Below are 15,232 nucleotides of genomic sequence, written 5' to 3'. Positions count from 1 at the left end.
ACAGCCGCTCGCCAGACCCCTGAGAAAGCGCATCAAACCTAGGCTCGTGCTGAGTTTCCAGCCCCGCACCGATGCCCCCTGCCCCGCCTCCCTCACGCCGGCTTCATCGGTTGCTGCTGCTGAGCCTCGCCATCCCGCTGACGATCGCGTGCATGGAGGTCCCGGCCCAGGCCCAGAAGGTGGTTCCCAAGCTCAGGGAGATGTGTCCACTTGGCTATGTGGATCTGTTCAACGGCAAGTGCAGCACCCTCGGGGTCACCACCTATACGGTTGCTCCCAGCAACCGTGAGGCCTGCCCCTCCGGCTGGATGAACGTGGGCGGCGGCTACTGCAGGCGGAAGTGAGCTGACGCAAGTGAGCCGGTTCACTTACTTCGGCCCGGATCAGGCAGCTCATGCAGGTGCCAGCTCACCAGCCCCTGACGGACCGCCATCACCGCCGCCTGGGTGCGTCCGGCGGCCCCCAGCTTCTGAAACGCTGATTTCAGATGACTGCGCACCGTTTCAACCGAGAGGTGTAACCGGGATGCGATCTGGGGATTCTGATATCCCCGCACCACCAACTCGAGTACCTCCTGTTCCCGCTCACTCAGGCCCGGCCCCGCCGGAGCACGGCTGCTGCGGCAGGCCTGGGTGAGCAGATCCCTCAGTTGGGGGTCCATGTAGAAGCCGCCGCCTAGCACGGCCCTGGTGGCCGCCACCAGATTGCCGAATCCCACGCCCCGATCGGCACAGATGCCGTCGCAGTGGACTTCCAGCGCGGCGCGCACCAGTGGCGGGGATTCATCTTCCAGCAAGAGCAGGCAGGGCAGCGTCGGGTGCAGAGCCTTGGCACGGCGAACCAGCTCAAGGCCACTGCCGGGACGCAAAGGGTGGGTCACGAACAGCAAGTGCGGCTGCCGCTCGCTCATCAGCTCCAGCGCCTCAGCTTCACTTGTGGCGGAGCCGAACCACTGGCAGCGATCGGCGATCAACCCGGTGAGCAGAGAGATCACCAGCCGGCGGCCGCTGACCACCATCAGGCTCCTGCTCTCCAGCATGGCCATCACCTCCCGGCGCGACTGCGCCTGTCGCTCAATGAATCCGCCGGAATCCATGCTGCCCCTTGCTTTCAGTAGTAACGGCGGGGGTTCTGGCCGATGGCCAGCTGCACTTCCAGCAGAAACAGCACCAGCCCCACGATCAGCGCGGACATCGCCAGCACGAACACCGGCACCACGATGGCCGCCAGGTCGAGTGCGGCCACGGCACTGATGAACATCACCGCCACCACCCCTGACACCAGCAAGGCCGTGATGGTGGTGCGGAGGATGGCGCGGTTGATCAGGAAGGTGCGGCGGCGCTGCATCTCCAGGGTTTCCCGCAGGCGCTTGGCCTGAGCCAGGTCGCTGCGCTCATACGCCTCCTGGATGAAGCGGGTGCGATCGATTATCCGCGCCAGCCTTGTGGTGAACATCCCCAGCAGGCCGGTGAGGCTGGTGAGCAGGAACACCGGCGCCACCGAGAGCTGGATCGCTTTGGAGAGGCCCACCACAGCCGATTCATCGCTGAGGCTGCGGTTGGTCAGAATCTCGGCCAGCAGCATGGGGCCCGTCCGTGAGGCCTGGATCAAGGCCCTCGACGCACAAACTACCGAGGCCGGCCAGAACATCAACGACCCGCCGCCGCGCCGTCAGAATCACATGATGCTGGGTAGCGATCCAGCCGCTCCTGAGTTGATGACCACGATCCTGTGCCAGTACGAGGGGGCACTGCGCTGCACGGCCAGCCATGGTCCTTCCGGCTCGGATCTCAGCACCGACGCCCCCACGGACAACCAGGGGCTGGGGGAACGGTTCTCGCCCACCGACCTGGTGGCCACCGCCCTGGCGACCTGAATCCTGACGATCATGGGCATCGTGGCGGAACGCCACACCATCCCGCTCCAGGGCTGCACGGCCCGGGTGGAGAAAACAATGACCAGCGGCGGAGTCCGCCAGATCGAGCGGCTCACGGTCTGGGTGTCCCTGCCGGCAGGCCTGGGCGACGATCAGATCCGTCTGCTGCAGCGCGCTGCCGAGGGTTGCCCTGTCAAACGCAGCCTCGAGGGCTCGGTGGCGATGGACCTGCACTGGGAGACGCTCAGGCCAACGGCTGGTTGATACTCAGCGCCATGCTTGGGGCCGTCACCCTGCTCCCGTCCCATGCCCCAGCCGGGTCAGGCCCTTGTGCGCCTCCGTGAGCATCTGCATCAGACCCGGCTCCTGGGTTCCATCAGCAGCGCGCTCTACTACGACCAGAACACGGTGATGCCACCCGCTGGCGCCGACTGGCGGGGTCAGCAGCTGTCCCTGCTGGCGAGCCAGCTGCACGAGCGGCAGAGCAGCGAGACCTACGCGGGCCTGGTGGCGGCGGCCGAGGCCGAGGTTGATCACTACGCCCCCGCCTCCACGCGGCGGAATCTGCAGCTGCTGAGGCAGGAACTGGAGCGGCAGCGCAGCCTGGATCCCCAGCTGGTGGCCCGCCTTGCCGCAGCCCAGTCCCGGGGCAATGCCGTCTGGCAGGAAGCCAGGCGCAGCAACGACTTCGCGGTCTTTGCACCGGCGCTCGAGGAGCTGCTGCAACTGCGTCGTGAGCAGGCCGCCCAGCTGACGCCGATCGAACCAGCCGGGCGCAGCCCCTGGGAGATCCTGGCCCAGCCCTTCGAGCCCGATGTCAGCAAGGACCGCCTCCAGGAGCTGTTCACGCCCCTCTCTGAAGGGATCCCGCCGCTGCTGGAGCGGGTGCGGGCCTCATCGCCTGCTGCTGCCGCAATCCCGGAGGAGCTGCAGGAGACCCTCTGCGCCGAGCTGCTCGAGAGCTGGGGCTACGACCCCAGCCGCTGCCAGCGCTCCCGCTCGGCCCATCCCTTCTCCTGCACCCTGGGCCCGGCCGATTACCGCATCACCAGCCGGGTGGTGCCGGATCAACCCTTTTCAGCATTCCTGGCCACCGCCCATGAATGGGGCCACTCCCTCTATGAGCAGGGGCTGCCCCGCGGCGACGACCACTACTTCCCCTGGCCCCTGGGGGAGGCCACCTCGATGGGGGTCCATGAGTCGCAGTCGTTGTTCTGGGAGTGCCGGGTGGCGCGCAGCCAGGCCTTTGCCAGCCGCTGGCATGGCCGCTTCAGCGGGGCACTGGGCAGCGATCCCTGGGGCGGCAGCCAATCCTTCTGGCGAGGGCTCAACCCGATGCGGCCGGGGCTGATCCGGGTGGAAGCCGACGAGCTGACCTATTGCCTCCACATCGTGCTCCGCTTCGAGCTGGAGCTGGCCCTGGTGGAGCAGGGGTTGCCGGTGTCGGAGCTGCCCGAGCTCTGGAATCGGCGCATGGGTGAGCTGCTGGGGATCAGGCCGGAGCGTGATGCCGAAGGTTGCCTGCAGGACATCCACTGGGCCGAAGGCCTGTTCGGCTACTTCCCCTCCTATGCCCTCGGCCACCTGATCAGTGCCCAGCTGGCCGAGTCGATGGAGCGCGAGCTCGGGCCGATTGAGTCGGTGGTGGGCGCGGCTGAGGAATCACGGCTTCAGCACTGGCTGAGTGAGAACGTCTGGCCCCTGGGCCGCTCTGTCAATGGAGAGGAGCTGGTGGCCCAGGTCACCGGGGCGCCCCTGAGCGCCAGCCCGTTCCTGCGTTACCTCAGCGGCAAGGTCGACCGGCTGCTCGAGACCAGTTGAGTCGGGCCTGGCATCAGCTCAGCCCGGCGTCCGTAAGATGCCGCCGCAGCCGCTTCGCGACGCCCCATGGCGAACATCGACCACGCCCCCAGCCGCACCATGCTCAACCTGCTGCATGTGCTGCCAGCGTTCGCCGATGAAGAGGAACTGCGGCTGAATGCGATCGTCGAGCTCAACTCGATGACCATCAATAAATACGAGCTGATCACCGAAACCGGCCATCTCAAGCTTGATCGGGTGGGCTACTCCTCGCTTTCCTACCCCTTCGCCTACGGCTGTATCCCCCGCACCTGGGATGAGGACGGCGATCCGCTCGACATTGAGATCGTGGGCGTCACCGAACCCCTGGTGCCCGGCAGCCTGGTGGAGGCCCGAATCATCGGCATCATGACCTTCGATGACGGCGGTGAGGTGGACGACAAGGTGATCGCCGTACTGGCCGATGACAAGCGGATGGATCACATCACCAGCTACGAGCAGCTCGGCGCCCACTGGCTCAAGGAAACCCAGTACTACTGGGAGCACTACAAGGACCTGAAGAAGCCCGGCACCTGCAAAGTCAATGACTTTCTCAACACCCAGGAGGCTGTTCGGATCATCAAGGAGTGCGAGGCGCGCTATCTCGAGCAGATTGACGCCAAACTGGTGAACTGAACCGCCCCCTACGGTCGCCTTTTCTGTCCAAAGCCTCTATTAACCGCATGCGCTTCACCCACTCCCGTTCATCGCTGGCTCCCGCCCGGGTTGCAGCAGGCCTGTTCACAGGTTTCGCCAGCCTCTGGGTCGCCGGCTCCCCCATGGCCCTGGCCAGCAGCGGCGGCATCATCACCCCCACAGCTCCGATCCCCAGCACTCCGGCGATCGGCAGCCCGGCAGCGGTGCTCCAGGCTGACCCTCCCCCTGCGCCCCCCGCTGCTTCCCCGGCTCCGGCTGGCGCTCCGGTTGCTCCCCAGGCGGCTCCGGTCAACAGCTCCAGGATCCTGCTGGCCCTGGGCAAGCGGGAGATCCGCCTCGAGCGCGACGGCAAGGTCTATGGCCCCTGGCCGGTGGCGATCGGTGATCCCGCCACCCCCACACCCACCGGCACCTTCAATGTCACCAACAAGGTGATCAATCCTCAGTACGTGAGCACCAGCTCAGGCCAGAAGAAAGGTGTGCTCGGCCCCAATGGTCCCCTCGGCGACCGCTGGATCGGCTTCAAGACCAAGGGACCCAATCAGTTCGGCATCCACGGCACCCCCAACGCCTGGGCCTGGACCGTGAGCTCCCGCGCCGCCGTGACTAATGGCTGCGTGCGCATGTTCCATGAGCATGTGCGCAAGCTGTTCGAGATGGTGGAGGTGGGCACGCCCGTGGTGGTGGTGCGCTGAGCTCAGATCCGAAGCTTGCGGGCGAGGGCCCTGGCCATGCCATCACGGCTGGCCAGGCCCAGCAGGGCATGAGCCGGCAAGCCGCTGTTCGGCAAGCCGGCAGGTAGCTGGGCCAGTCCAGGACCGTCGAGATCGAAGACCGGCACCTGGCGCAGCCCATTGGGCACCAGCTGGTCCTCCAGCTGGGCTAGGTTCGCCTGAGCCGGCAGCCAGAGCAGATCGGAGCGGCGGCACTCCTCCAGCGGCAGCCCTTCACCCCCGTGGCCGGCGCTGATCGCCCGTTGCAGGTCGATCAGGGTCACGACACCGATCACCCAGCCGTCGCGCTCCACCACCAGGCAGTGGCCGTGGGCTTCGATCAGCAGCCCCAGGGCCGCCCTGGCGGGGATGTCGGCCTTCAGCACCAGCGGGGCCTCCGCCTCAAGGGCCTCGATCACCGGCAGGGCAGCCAGCCCTTGTCGCCGTTCCTCTTCGGCTGGATCCGGCCCGAGCATGCCTGGGTCCGCCAGTCCCTGCCAGCGTTCCACCAGCACGGCGCTGAGGCCGGTGGCTGCCATCAGCGGCAGCACGATGCGAATGTCGTGGGTGAGCTCGAACAGCAACAGCAGCGCCGTCAGCGGCGCTCTGGCACTGCCGGCAAGCACTGCCGCCATGCCCACCATGGCGTAGGCCGGCGGTTCCGCCACCGGCAGACCGAAACCGCTGTCCCCCAGCAGCTGGCCGTAGAGATTGCCGAGCACGGCCCCCAGAAACAGGGCGGGTGCAAAGCCGCCGCCAACGAACCCCGTGGCATTGCTCAGGCCCGTGGCCAGCAGCTTCACCACCAGCAGGGCCGCCAGGGTGGTGAGCGCCACCCCCCCCTCGCTGCCGAGCAGGGCCTCGATCGTGTCGTAGCCCACTCCCAGCACCTGGGGGAAGCCAAGGGCCATCACACCCACGCCCAGGCCACCGAGCCCATTGAGCAGCCACAGGGGCAGACGGGCAAACCGTTGTTGCACCGGCTCACTGCGCCCGGCCGCCAGCAGACTCACCAACGCCCACGACATCAGGCTGGCCACCAGCCCCAGACCCAGGTAGAGCGGCAACTCCAGGGGTGAGCGAACCTCATAGACCGGCAGGCGGAAGATCGGCTCATCACCGAGGCACAGCTGGGTCACCAGCGAAGACGCCACCGCAGCCACCAGCACCGCCCGCAGACTCGGCCGCCCGGGAATTGCGCTGTAGGCACCTTCGAAGGCAAAGAACACCCCGGCGATCGGTGCCTTGAAGCCGGCCGCCAGTCCCGCTGCCACACCCGCGGCCACCAGGGCCTTCTGGGATTCGGGCGGCAGTCGTCCCCGTAGCGCCACCCACAGGCCAAGGTTGCCGCCGCTCTCCACGCTCGGCCCCTCGGGGCCCAGCGAAGCGCCACTGCCCAGGCTCAGGGATGCAGCCACCAGCCGCAGTCCCGGCAGGCGCGGCAGGGCAGGAGCCGCCCCGTCGGCCATCGCCATCAGGCTGGGCAGGCTGGGGCCGAGGTCGCGGCCCACCTGGCGCAACAACCCAACCGCCACGCCGCCCAGCAGGGGGGCGATGACCACCGGCCAGGAAGCCAGCCAACCGCTGGGTCCGATCGGCGGGAGGGGGGTGGGCTCCGGCAGGGGCGGCGGTGGTGGCGGCAGAAAGCCAACCCCACCCAGACCGAGCTGCAGCAGTGCCTTAAGGGGTGTGCCGGAGTCGGGATCCGGCGCGCTGAACACCTCCACCGTGGTGGTGTCCAGCTGCTGAGAACTCACCAGATCGAGCACCCACTCCACCAGGGTGCCGAACAGAAAATTGTTGATGAATCCCAGCAGGTAGTGGAAGCCCACCACGGCCACACCGGTGAGGATCCCCACCAGCGCGGCCCAGGCCAGCAGGCTCCACTGGAAGGGAAGCCCGCGGGTGTCGCCCTCCAGAGGTGCGGCGGAGCCTGCCTCAGGCTTCGGGCCTGACAGCTGCAAAGATCTCCTCCAGAATTTCACCGGCGCCCTGGCTGCGCAGCAGCTGGGCGAGGCTGATGCCGATCGCTTCAGGGTCCTGCTGGGGGCCCCGCGCCTCATCCCGGATCAGGCGCAGGCCATCCAGGCTGGCAACCATGCCCGTGAGCACCAGTTCCTCCCCCTCGAAGCGGCTGTTCACACCGATCGGCACCTGGCAACCTCCCTCGAGCTGGCGCAGGAAGGCCCGCTCCGCCAGACAGCGGCGGGCGGTGGGGGTGTGCTCCAGCACCTTGATCTGCTCAAGAACCGCGCTGTCGCCGAGGCGGCATTCGATTCCCAGGGCCCCCTGGCCCACCGCATGCAGAGAAATTGAGGGATCGATCAGGGCGTCGATGCGGTGGCCAAGGCCGAGGCGTCCCAGGCCGGCGGCCGCCAGGATCAGGCAGTCGTAGCCGCCGCCATCGAGCTTCTCGATGCGGGTGATCACATTGCCGCGCACGTCCTTGAACTGGAAGTGGGGGAAGTGGTGGCGCAGCTGGGCAAGGCGCCGCAGCGAGCTTGTGCCCACCACGCTGCCCTCCGGCAGGGTTTCAAGGCTGCAGCCCCGGTGGCGCTCGTGCAGCACCAGGGCATCGGCGGGATCTTCACGCTCGGTGATGCAGCCGAGCATCAGGCCTTCGGGGAGGTTGGTGGGCAGGTCCTTGAGACTGTGCACGGCGATGTCGGCTTGATCCACCAGCATCTGGGCCTCCAGTTCCTTGGTGAACAGGCCCTTGTCGCCGATTTTGGCGAGAGCCACATCCAGGATCTTGTCGCCCTGGGTTGCCATCGCTTCGATGCTGATCTCCAGGTCCGGATGGGCCCTGGTCAGTTCATCGCGCACCCAGTGGGTCTGCACCATCGCCAGCTGGCTGCGGCGGGAGGCGATTCGCAGAGTGGTGCCAGCCATCAATCGATTCCTCAGCCCGGCCGCGTGGCCGTAGAACAGCGGTCAAGCCTAAGGACTGGCCGGCCAGCTGAAGGCCAGCGCAGGCTGCACCGTGATCAGCCGAAAAAGTCGAGGGGCAGGGGCCCCCAGGTGCCGGTGGCCTCCGGATGGCTGTCGCTCTGACCGCCGATCAGCAGCCCCTCCCCCAGGCCGCTCTCGGCCCGCAGCAGGAAGCGGCCCGTGCGCTGATTCCCCTTCAGGAATACGGGCCCCTCCACAAGCTCCTCACTCTCGCCCTGCAGCGGGCTCCAGCCCTGGGCGGCCTCGCAGGCCCGCAGGGCGGTCAGGGCCGCCTGGGCCGATGGGGCCATCACGCCGATCGTGAACCAGTCACAGGCCGCCAGGCGCTGCTTCAGCTCCTGGCCCTGGGCCAGACGCTGGGCAGCATCCAGGCTGGGGGCGCTGCGCAGGCCCATCAGGCTGGTGAGATCACTGGAGGTTGCGCTGCTGCTGGCGTTCATGACGGCCGGTTCGGGCTCAGCCACTCTGACGCTCAGCGCAGAAGCGCAGGCTGGTCAGGCAGATGCTCAGCCAGATGAAGCCCACGGCTGCCCCCGCGATGATGTCGGTTAGCCAGTGCACCCGGCAATAGAGGGTGCTCACCCAGATCAGGCCCACCCAGAGGGAGGAACCAAGCACCAGGGGGCGGCGCAGCTGTGGGTAACGCTCCGCCAGGATCGTGCACATCAGGAAATAGAAGACCACGGCTCCGGCGGCATGGCCGCTGGGAAAACTGCGGCCGATCACCTCCACCAGACGGCCCAGGGGCCGAGCACGATCGAATTGGGGCTTCAACCAGCGATCCACGATCAGGAGGATGCCGCTGGTGCCGATGGCGACCCAGATCAGTTGGTTCCACGATCGCTTGATCAACAGGAAGATCAGTGCCGCCAGCACCAGCATCGCCGTGAAGCGGGTGCCGCTCACCTGATAAACGATCACCAGAAAGCGACCGATGCTCTCGGGGATGCGATCTCCCAGCCAGACCAGCACGGCCTCATCGAACGCCGGCTCCTGCTGACTCAGCACCACCTGCTCGATCCAGATCACCACCAGGGCCGCCAGGCCGCAGAGCAGCAGCCTCACTGGGCCGAACAACCGAAACCAGCGGCGGATTGCGGTGGGGGTCGGCGCGGAGAAAATCGGGGATTGGGTTTGGATCAAGTGATCAGCCGATCGGTTCGTTGGTGTTCTGGGTCACTCATGGTGCCCGATCATCGCTTCAGCTAGTGCGCGGAACACGCCAGAGCTGGTGGCCGGCACGGCTCTCCAGCAGCTCGGCCCCCGGCAAGGTCTCTGGCAGGTCCCTGAGGCGGAATTCCTCTCCAAAGATCAGCACGCTGCGGGCTGCTGAACCCGGCGCCGGGGGTTCCCTCAGGGCCTCCCGGGCACCCTCCGGGCTGTCGAGGAAGACGGCCTCACGGCCGCTGTAGAACACCACGCTGTAGCGCTTGTAGCCCACCACCCAGAGCGGTTCGCCGGGGTTTGCCAGCTGCCCGGCCCGCTCCGCCAGCTCCCGCACCGGCCGCTGCCGCTGGGTTTCCATCAGCGGTGCCAGGGGGGGCACCACCACCGCCATCAGCAGCAGCATGGCGGCCAGATCCGGCAGCCAGAGGGACTTGGGTCGACCTGGCCGCAGCAGCAGGACGATCAGGCCGATGGCACTTCCCGCCAGGATCAGGGCCAGCTGCAGCGGCAGGCCTGAGCTGCTGAGGGCGCTGGCAAAGCCGGGGTAGGCCGGATCCGTGGCCGCCCAGCGCGGAGCCAGGGCGGCGGCTGGAGCCAGGGCGGCGAATACCAGGGCATTGACCCAGCCGCTCCAACGCTGGGGCCGGTCGCTTTGGTGTGCAGCCACCAGCTCGCTGCCGCCACTGGCCTCAGGCGGGACACTCTCGAGAGGAAACCAGTAGAGTGCGAGCAGCAGGGCTGTGGCCGGCACCATGGGCAGGATGTAGCCGGCCAGCTTGGTGGCGGCAGCGGAGAAGAACAGCAACACCACCAGAAACCAGACCAGGCAGAAGAGAGCCAACTGGGCCTGGGGTGGCTGGCGGCGCCAGGTCTTCAACTGCCAGAACCGCAGACGCATCAGCGCCACGGGCAGGTGAAACGACCAGGGCAGCAGCAGCAGCAGCACCCAGGGCAGATAGAAGTGCCAGGGGCCGGCGTGGCGATAGAGCACCGAGGTGAACCGCTGGATGTTGCTGAACCCGAAGAACCCCCCCAGAAAGGCCATGCCATGGGCCTGGGCCGCCAGGACATACCAGGGCAGCACCACCACCAGGAAGATTCCGACGACCGGCAGAAACGGCAATCGCCGCACGTAGGCGATCAGCTGGCCCTGGGCGATCAGGAACACCAGAGCCACCAGCCCGGGCAGCACCAGGCCCACCGGTCCCTTGGCCAGCACAGCGATGGCACTGAAAAGGGGCATGGCCACGAAACCCAGGCGCCGTGCCGTGCTGCCTGCGGGCTGGCTGTAGCTGAGGAAGAAACCGAACAGGCTCAGGGAGATGGCACTGGCCAGGAACATGTCGGTGACGGAACTGCGGCCCCAGCCGATCCAGCCGGGGTTAAGGGCCAGCAGGGCCGACCCGAAGGCGGCCCTCTGCCAGCGCTGACGCAGGCCACCATCAGCAGAGCCGCTGAGCCACAGCAGGCCGAAACCAGCCAGCACCACGGCACTGGCCGCGAGGGCCACCGGCAGGCGGGCGGCCCACTCGTTCACACCGAAGAGGCGGAAGCTGAGGCCCACCATCCAGTACCCCCAGACGGGGTAATCGAAGAAGAGTTCGCCATTCCAGATCGGGGTGATCCAGTCCCCCCGCTCAACCATCTGGTGGCCCACCTCCACGAACAGGGCCTCTGTCTTGTCCATCAGGCTGAGGCTGCCCAGGTTCTGAAAGAACGCCAGCCAGCACAGCAGCAGATAGCCGAGGCCGCTAACCAGCCAGAGCCGGCGCTGATCGCGCTCCAGCCAGGCCATCCATCCCTGAGTGATCAACACGCCATCCGGCAAGGAACAGGACAGAGTACGGGCTGCCGCCCGTACGGATCGCCTCGCTCAGGGCCGAAAAGCTACGGAGCGAGACCTCAGGAGATCGGGACTACTTGATGTACTCCTTGAGCACTCCGTTGCGGTTGGGATGGCGCAGCTTGCGCAGGGCCTTGGCCTCGATCTGGCGGATTCTTTCGCGGGTCACATCAAAGATCTGCCCGATCTCTTCAAGGGTCTTCATGCGGCCGTCGTCGAGGCCGTAGCGCAGACGCAGCACATCCCGCTCGCGGGGGCTGAGAGTGGCGAGCACGCCTTCGAGATCTTCGCGCAGCAGATTCTTGGCCACGTCCTGCTCAGGATTCTCGATGTCGGCTTCGATGAAGTCGCCCAGACGGGAATCTTCCTCCTTGCCGATCGGGGTTTCCAGCGAAATGGGCAGCTGTGCCGACTTGGCGATGAAGCGCAGCTTCTCGATCGTCATCTCCATGCTCTCGGCGATCTCTTCCTCGGTGGGCTTGCGGCCGAACTCCTGGGAGAGCACCTTGGTGGTTTTCTTGATGCGGGAGATCGTTTCGTAGAGGTGCACCGGCAGGCGGATCGTGCGGCTCTGATCGGCGATGGCGCGGGTGATCGCCTGACGGATCCACCAGGTGGCGTAGGTGGAGAATTTGTAGCCTTTCTCGTGGTCGAACTTCTCAGCGGCACGGATCAGGCCGAGGCTGCCTTCCTGAATCAGGTCCTGGAAGGAGAGTCCACGGTTCATGTACTTCTTGGCGATCGAAACCACCAGGCGCAGATTCGACTGCACCATCTTTTCCTTGGCACGGCGGCCCAGCATCAGGCGCCGACGGAATTTGAGCGGTGGCATGTCCACCAGCACGGCCCATTCCTTGTTGTCGGGATAGTGGCCGTTGTCCTGCTCGAACTGGGTGGCCAGCTCTTCCAGCAGCAGCAGATCAGCGATCTTGCGCGCCAGCTCGATTTCCTCATCGGGGCGGAGCAGGCGAATCCTGCCGATCTCCTGCAGGTAGACCCGGATCGAATCTTCGGTGTAAACCCCCTTGGGACCCACCTTGATGCTGGCCAGGGCCTTTTCCTTGGCCGAGCTCTTCTTGTCCTTGGCACCGTCGGCTGCCTCGAGCAGCTCGTCGGCCGCCGCGCTGAGGTCGGTGCTGACCGTTTCAGCCTTGGGCTTGGCCGCCGCTTTGGCGATGGTTGCTTTCGCTTTGGTGGCGCCCGCCTTGGCGGCTGCTGAGCTGGCTTTGACGGTGGTGCTCTTAGCAGCCGCCTTCGCGGCGGGCTTGCGGGTCCTGGTGACGGTGTTGGCTGCCGTCAGGGCTTCGCCCTTGTCAGCGGCGTCAGGAGCAGCAAGGTCGACCTTTGCCTTGGCGGATGACTTGGGGGAGGCTTTGGCCTTGGTGGCGCTGGCCTTCGGTTTGAGCTTCACCGCCACTTCCTCTCCCGATGGAGCGGCCACCATCAGGATCTGAGGAACGCCCGGCTTGGGGCTGGCGGCGGACACTGGGCTCATAGCGGGACTGCGACGGGGTGACGGAATGGTCAAGTGAAAACAATTGGGCCGACAAGTTCAGGCCGGAAATTCAGCCAAGCCAATTGGGCGCGATGACAACATCACGACACAAAACGTTTCTTCAGCATCCCAGTGCAGCCGTTGGCCGACCAGGATCAAAAACAGGCCCCATCAGGCGCCGGGTGGAAGCGGAGGAAACAAAGACCTGACGACATGGAACGACCCGGAGGCCAGGCAGTGCTGTCAGGGGTGTTCGCAGACCGGGAGGCGCGCTGGAGGGGGTCTCCAAGCAGCCTGCACTTCAGGTCTTCCCACTGGACGGAACTCTGCCTGGTTCCGACAGCAGCCAGTTGAGCTGCTCAACTCCATTATCTTAAGAAACCCCTATGGGGTTTGCAAGGCGAATCTCGACCGTGTTGGAGATGTCCTTGCCCCCGCTCTGGGTTCAGGTCTGGGTGGAGGCCGGTCGGGAGGGGCGAATCTTCACCTACGCCGCAGCACCGGCCCTTGGCCTGGCGGTCGGGGATCTGGTGAGCGTGCGACTGAGGGGACGTCCCCAGATCGGCCTGGTGGTCGACACCCTGGCTGAGGCTCCGGCTGATCTCGATCCAGCGGTGATCCAGTCGGTGGAAGGTCTTCACCAGGCCGCAGCCGTGGATCCCCACTGGCAGGCGCTGCTGCAGGAGGTGTCCCGTCAGTGCCACACCAGCCTGTTTCGAACCCTCAAGACAGCCTTGCCTCCAGGCTGGCTGGGACAGCGGCCGGGACGGGCCCAGCCCCAGCTGCGTACCCAGATCTGGTTGGAGCTGGTGGAGAGCCACCAGCCACTCACCAGCCGCCAGTGCCAGCTGATCGATCGCCTGCGGGAAAGCGCAGGCTTTGCGGCTTCCCAGACCACGGTCATGGCGTGGGGCTTCAGCTGTTCACTGGTGCAGGCCCTGGTGGCCAAAGGCTGGTTGCGCAGCAGCAGACAGGTGCTCTCTGGCGGCGGTGCGCCTCAGCCAGGCGCCGTCCAGCAGTCTCCTGATCTGGCCGGCGGGCCGCTTGAGTCACCACGCCCCCTTAATCCGGAGCAACAGGCAGCTCTCGAGCAGATCCTCGCGGGATCCAGCGGCCAGGAGTTCCTGCTCTGGGGAGTGACCGGCTCAGGCAAGACGGAGGTGTATCTGCAGGCGGCGGCGGCCTGCCTGGCTTCCGGCCGCAGTGCCCTGATCCTCACTCCTGAGATCGGACTGATCCCCCAGTTGCTCGACCGCTGCCGTGCCCGCTTCGGCGGCCGCATCCTCGAGTTCCACAGCGGCCTCTCGGAGCGGGCGCGCATCGCCGCCTGGCGCCGCTGTCTGCAGGCCGGCTCCACGGAGCCGCTGATCGCCGTGGGCACTCGCTCGGCGGTGTTCCTGCCGCTGGCGACCCTGGGACTGGTCGTGCTTGATGAGGAGCACGACAGTTCTTACAAGCAGGAAAGTCCGATGCCCTGTTACCACGCCAGGGAGGTGGCCCGCCTGCGCTGCACTGCCGCGGGCGCCCGGCTGCTGTTGGGGAGCGCCACCCCCTCCCTGGAGTCGTGGTTGGCCTGCAGGCGTCCCCAGCACACGGCCACCCTGCTGCGCCTCAGCCGCCGCATCAGCGGTCAGGAGGCAGCGCCGGTGCGGGTGGTGGACCTGCGTCAGGAGCTGGCGGAAGGCCACCGCCGCCTGATCAGCCGGGCCCTGATGGAGCGGATGGAGCGGCTCCAGGAGCGGGGGGAGCAGGCCGTGGTGCTGGTGCCCCGCCGCGGCTACAGCAGTTTTCTGAGCTGCCGCAGTTGCGGTGAGGTGGTTCAGTGCCCCCATTGCGATGTGTCGCTCACGGTCCACCGGCTGCGCGATGGCAGTCAGACCCTGCGCTGCCACTGGTGCGGCCACCGCCAGCCCCTGACCTCACGCTGCGGGGCCTGCGGTTCCACCGCCTTCAAGCCCTTCGGCGCCGGCACCCAGCGGGTGATGGAGCAGTTGGAGCAGGAACTCTCGGGTCTGCGCCTGTTGCGCTTCGACCGGGACAGCACCCGGGGCCGGGATGGGCACCGAGGCCTGCTGGAACGCTTCGCGGCCGGGGAGGCCGATGTGCTCGTGGGCACCCAGATGCTGGCCAAGGGCATGGATCTGCCCCGGGTCACCCTGGCGGCGGTGTTGGCAGCCGATGGTCTCCTGCACCGGCCTGATCTGCGCGCCTCGGAGCACTGCCTGCAGCTGCTGCTGCAGCTGGCGGGCAGGGCCGGCAGGGGGGAGCGTCCCGGGGAGGTGATCGTGCAGACCTACCTGCCGGATCACCCCGTGATCCAGCATCTGATCGACGGCCGCTATGACATCTTTCTCGAGGCGGAACTGCAGCTGCGCCGTCAGGCCCAGCTGGTGCCCTTCAGCCGGGCCTGTCTGCTGCGCCTGGCTGGCCCATCCGGAGCGGCCACCGCCACGGCCGCCGCCGCCCTGGCCGAGCAGCTTCGCCCCCAGGTGGAGCAGGCCGGCTGGCAGATGATCGGCCCCGCGCCTGCCGCTGTGGCGCGGGTGGCGGGCCGCTACCGCTGGCAACTGCTGCTGCACGGCCCCGCCGGCGCCGACCTGCCCCTGCCTCCAGAAGCCGAGCTGCGCTCCGGCCTGGCCCGCAGCGTGAGCCTCTCGATTGATCCCGATCCGATCGAGCTTTGAGGGAAC

Annotated in this window: 15 protein-coding genes; 7 read left to right on the top strand and 8 right to left on the bottom strand. The window is 66.9% G+C overall.

The features are described 5' to 3' along the window. Positions 1-71: 71 nt before the first annotated feature. Positions 72-344 carry a hypothetical protein gene (locus tag KBY93_RS05610; RefSeq protein ID WP_399222642.1) on the top strand — a complete coding sequence of 91 codons (273 nt, stop codon included), beginning with the start codon at positions 72-74 and terminating at the stop codon, positions 342-344. A 20-nt stretch (positions 345-364) separates the two neighbouring features. Here the strand turns inward: KBY93_RS05610 and KBY93_RS05605 are convergent, their stop codons facing one another. Beyond that, positions 365-1,096, bottom strand: a complete 732-nt coding sequence (locus KBY93_RS05605) for a response regulator transcription factor (protein WP_255093253.1) — start codon at positions 1,094-1,096, stop codon at positions 365-367. 14 nt (positions 1,097-1,110) lie between these two features. Beyond that, on the bottom strand, positions 1,111-1,584 hold the full coding sequence (locus KBY93_RS05600; RefSeq protein WP_255093252.1) for a DUF2721 domain-containing protein: 474 nt from the start codon (positions 1,582-1,584) through the stop codon (positions 1,111-1,113). Here KBY93_RS05600 and KBY93_RS16265 point away from each other — a divergent pair. The 5 genes from KBY93_RS16265 to KBY93_RS05580 all read left to right on the top strand — a co-directional run bounded on the left by KBY93_RS16265 (position 1,583) and on the right by KBY93_RS05580 (position 5,067). Continuing rightward, complete coding sequence (locus KBY93_RS16265; RefSeq protein WP_399222639.1) at positions 1,583-1,876, top strand: OsmC family protein; 294 nt, start codon at positions 1,583-1,585, stop codon at positions 1,874-1,876. The two genes, KBY93_RS05600 and KBY93_RS16265, sit on opposite strands and share 2 nt — an antisense overlap. Positions 1,877-1,888: 12 nt before the next feature. After that, positions 1,889-2,140, top strand: a complete 252-nt coding sequence (locus tag KBY93_RS16260; RefSeq protein ID WP_399222637.1) for an OsmC family protein — start codon at positions 1,889-1,891, stop codon at positions 2,138-2,140. A 42-nt stretch (positions 2,141-2,182) separates the two neighbouring features. Next, complete coding sequence (locus KBY93_RS05590) at positions 2,183-3,697, top strand: carboxypeptidase M32 (protein ID WP_255093251.1); 1,515 nt, start codon at positions 2,183-2,185, stop codon at positions 3,695-3,697. A 66-nt stretch (positions 3,698-3,763) separates the two neighbouring features. Further along, positions 3,764-4,351, top strand: a complete 588-nt coding sequence (locus KBY93_RS05585; protein WP_255093250.1) for an inorganic diphosphatase — start codon at positions 3,764-3,766, stop codon at positions 4,349-4,351. A 47-nt stretch (positions 4,352-4,398) separates the two neighbouring features. Then, complete coding sequence (locus tag KBY93_RS05580) at positions 4,399-5,067, top strand: L,D-transpeptidase (protein WP_255093249.1); 669 nt, start codon at positions 4,399-4,401, stop codon at positions 5,065-5,067. A 2-nt stretch (positions 5,068-5,069) separates the two neighbouring features. Here the strand turns inward: KBY93_RS05580 and KBY93_RS05575 are convergent, their stop codons facing one another. The 6 genes from KBY93_RS05575 to rpoD all read right to left on the bottom strand — a co-directional run bounded on the left by KBY93_RS05575 (position 5,070) and on the right by rpoD (position 12,542). Further along, the gene (locus KBY93_RS05575; RefSeq protein WP_261355254.1) at positions 5,070-7,049 is read right to left on the bottom strand and encodes a chloride channel protein; all 1,980 of its coding nucleotides are present in this window, start codon (positions 7,047-7,049) and stop codon (positions 5,070-5,072) included. Next, the gene (hemC, locus tag KBY93_RS05570; protein WP_255093247.1) at positions 7,024-7,977 is read right to left on the bottom strand and encodes a hydroxymethylbilane synthase; all 954 of its coding nucleotides are present in this window, start codon (positions 7,975-7,977) and stop codon (positions 7,024-7,026) included. The genes KBY93_RS05575 and hemC overlap by 26 nt, the downstream gene beginning before the upstream one ends. Positions 7,978-8,072: 95 nt before the next feature. After that, the gene (locus KBY93_RS05565; RefSeq protein ID WP_255093246.1) at positions 8,073-8,477 is read right to left on the bottom strand and encodes a DUF1824 family protein; all 405 of its coding nucleotides are present in this window, start codon (positions 8,475-8,477) and stop codon (positions 8,073-8,075) included. Positions 8,478-8,493: 16 nt separating this feature from the next. Continuing rightward, positions 8,494-9,180 (bottom strand): phosphatase PAP2 family protein, encoded by a 687-nt coding sequence (locus KBY93_RS05560; RefSeq protein ID WP_255093245.1) that lies wholly within the window; start codon positions 9,178-9,180, stop codon positions 8,494-8,496. 58 nt (positions 9,181-9,238) lie between these two features. Further along, complete coding sequence (locus KBY93_RS05555) at positions 9,239-11,020, bottom strand: glycosyltransferase family 39 protein (RefSeq protein WP_255093244.1); 1,782 nt, start codon at positions 11,018-11,020, stop codon at positions 9,239-9,241. A 100-nt stretch (positions 11,021-11,120) separates the two neighbouring features. Further along, on the bottom strand, positions 11,121-12,542 hold the full coding sequence (rpoD, locus tag KBY93_RS05550) for an RNA polymerase sigma factor RpoD (RefSeq protein WP_255093243.1): 1,422 nt from the start codon (positions 12,540-12,542) through the stop codon (positions 11,121-11,123). A 422-nt stretch (positions 12,543-12,964) separates the two neighbouring features. Here rpoD and priA point away from each other — a divergent pair, with 422 nt between their 5' ends. Beyond that, positions 12,965-15,226: a primosomal protein N' gene (gene priA, locus KBY93_RS05545; protein ID WP_255093242.1), complete on the top strand. Its 2,262-nt coding sequence runs from the start codon at positions 12,965-12,967 to the stop codon at positions 15,224-15,226. Positions 15,227-15,232 lie beyond the last annotated feature (6 nt).

Origin of the sequence: Synechococcus sp. J7-Johnson (genome assembly GCF_024345795.1) — a bacterium.
GTDB lineage: Bacteria > Cyanobacteriota > Cyanobacteriia > PCC-6307 > Cyanobiaceae > Regnicoccus_A.
Note: the sequence above shows the minus strand (reverse complement) of the source record. Positions and strands in the feature narration are given on the sequence as shown.

Bases quoted from the DNA above. Each gene is read 5' to 3' on its own strand.
- KBY93_RS05610 (WP_399222642.1), top strand. From the start codon at position 72: ATGCCCCCTGCCCCGCCTCCCTCACGCCGGCTTCATCGGTTGCTGCTG.
- KBY93_RS05605 (WP_255093253.1), bottom strand. From the start codon at position 1,096: ATGGATTCCGGCGGATTCATTGAGCGACAGGCGCAGTCGCGCCGGGAG.
- KBY93_RS16265 (WP_399222639.1), top strand. From the start codon at position 1,583: ATGGGGCCCGTCCGTGAGGCCTGGATCAAGGCCCTCGACGCACAAACT.
- KBY93_RS05600 (WP_255093252.1), bottom strand. From the start codon at position 1,584: ATGCTGCTGGCCGAGATTCTGACCAACCGCAGCCTCAGCGATGAATCG.
- KBY93_RS16260 (WP_399222637.1), top strand. From the start codon at position 1,889: ATGGGCATCGTGGCGGAACGCCACACCATCCCGCTCCAGGGCTGCACG.
- KBY93_RS05590 (WP_255093251.1), top strand. From the start codon at position 2,183: ATGCCCCAGCCGGGTCAGGCCCTTGTGCGCCTCCGTGAGCATCTGCAT.
- KBY93_RS05585 (WP_255093250.1), top strand. From the start codon at position 3,764: ATGGCGAACATCGACCACGCCCCCAGCCGCACCATGCTCAACCTGCTG.
- KBY93_RS05580 (WP_255093249.1), top strand. From the start codon at position 4,399: ATGCGCTTCACCCACTCCCGTTCATCGCTGGCTCCCGCCCGGGTTGCA.
- hemC (WP_255093247.1), bottom strand. From the start codon at position 7,977: ATGGCTGGCACCACTCTGCGAATCGCCTCCCGCCGCAGCCAGCTGGCG.
- KBY93_RS05565 (WP_255093246.1), bottom strand. From the start codon at position 8,477: ATGAACGCCAGCAGCAGCGCAACCTCCAGTGATCTCACCAGCCTGATG.
- rpoD (WP_255093243.1), bottom strand. From the start codon at position 12,542: ATGAGCCCAGTGTCCGCCGCCAGCCCCAAGCCGGGCGTTCCTCAGATC.
- priA (WP_255093242.1), top strand. From the start codon at position 12,965: ATGTCCTTGCCCCCGCTCTGGGTTCAGGTCTGGGTGGAGGCCGGTCGG.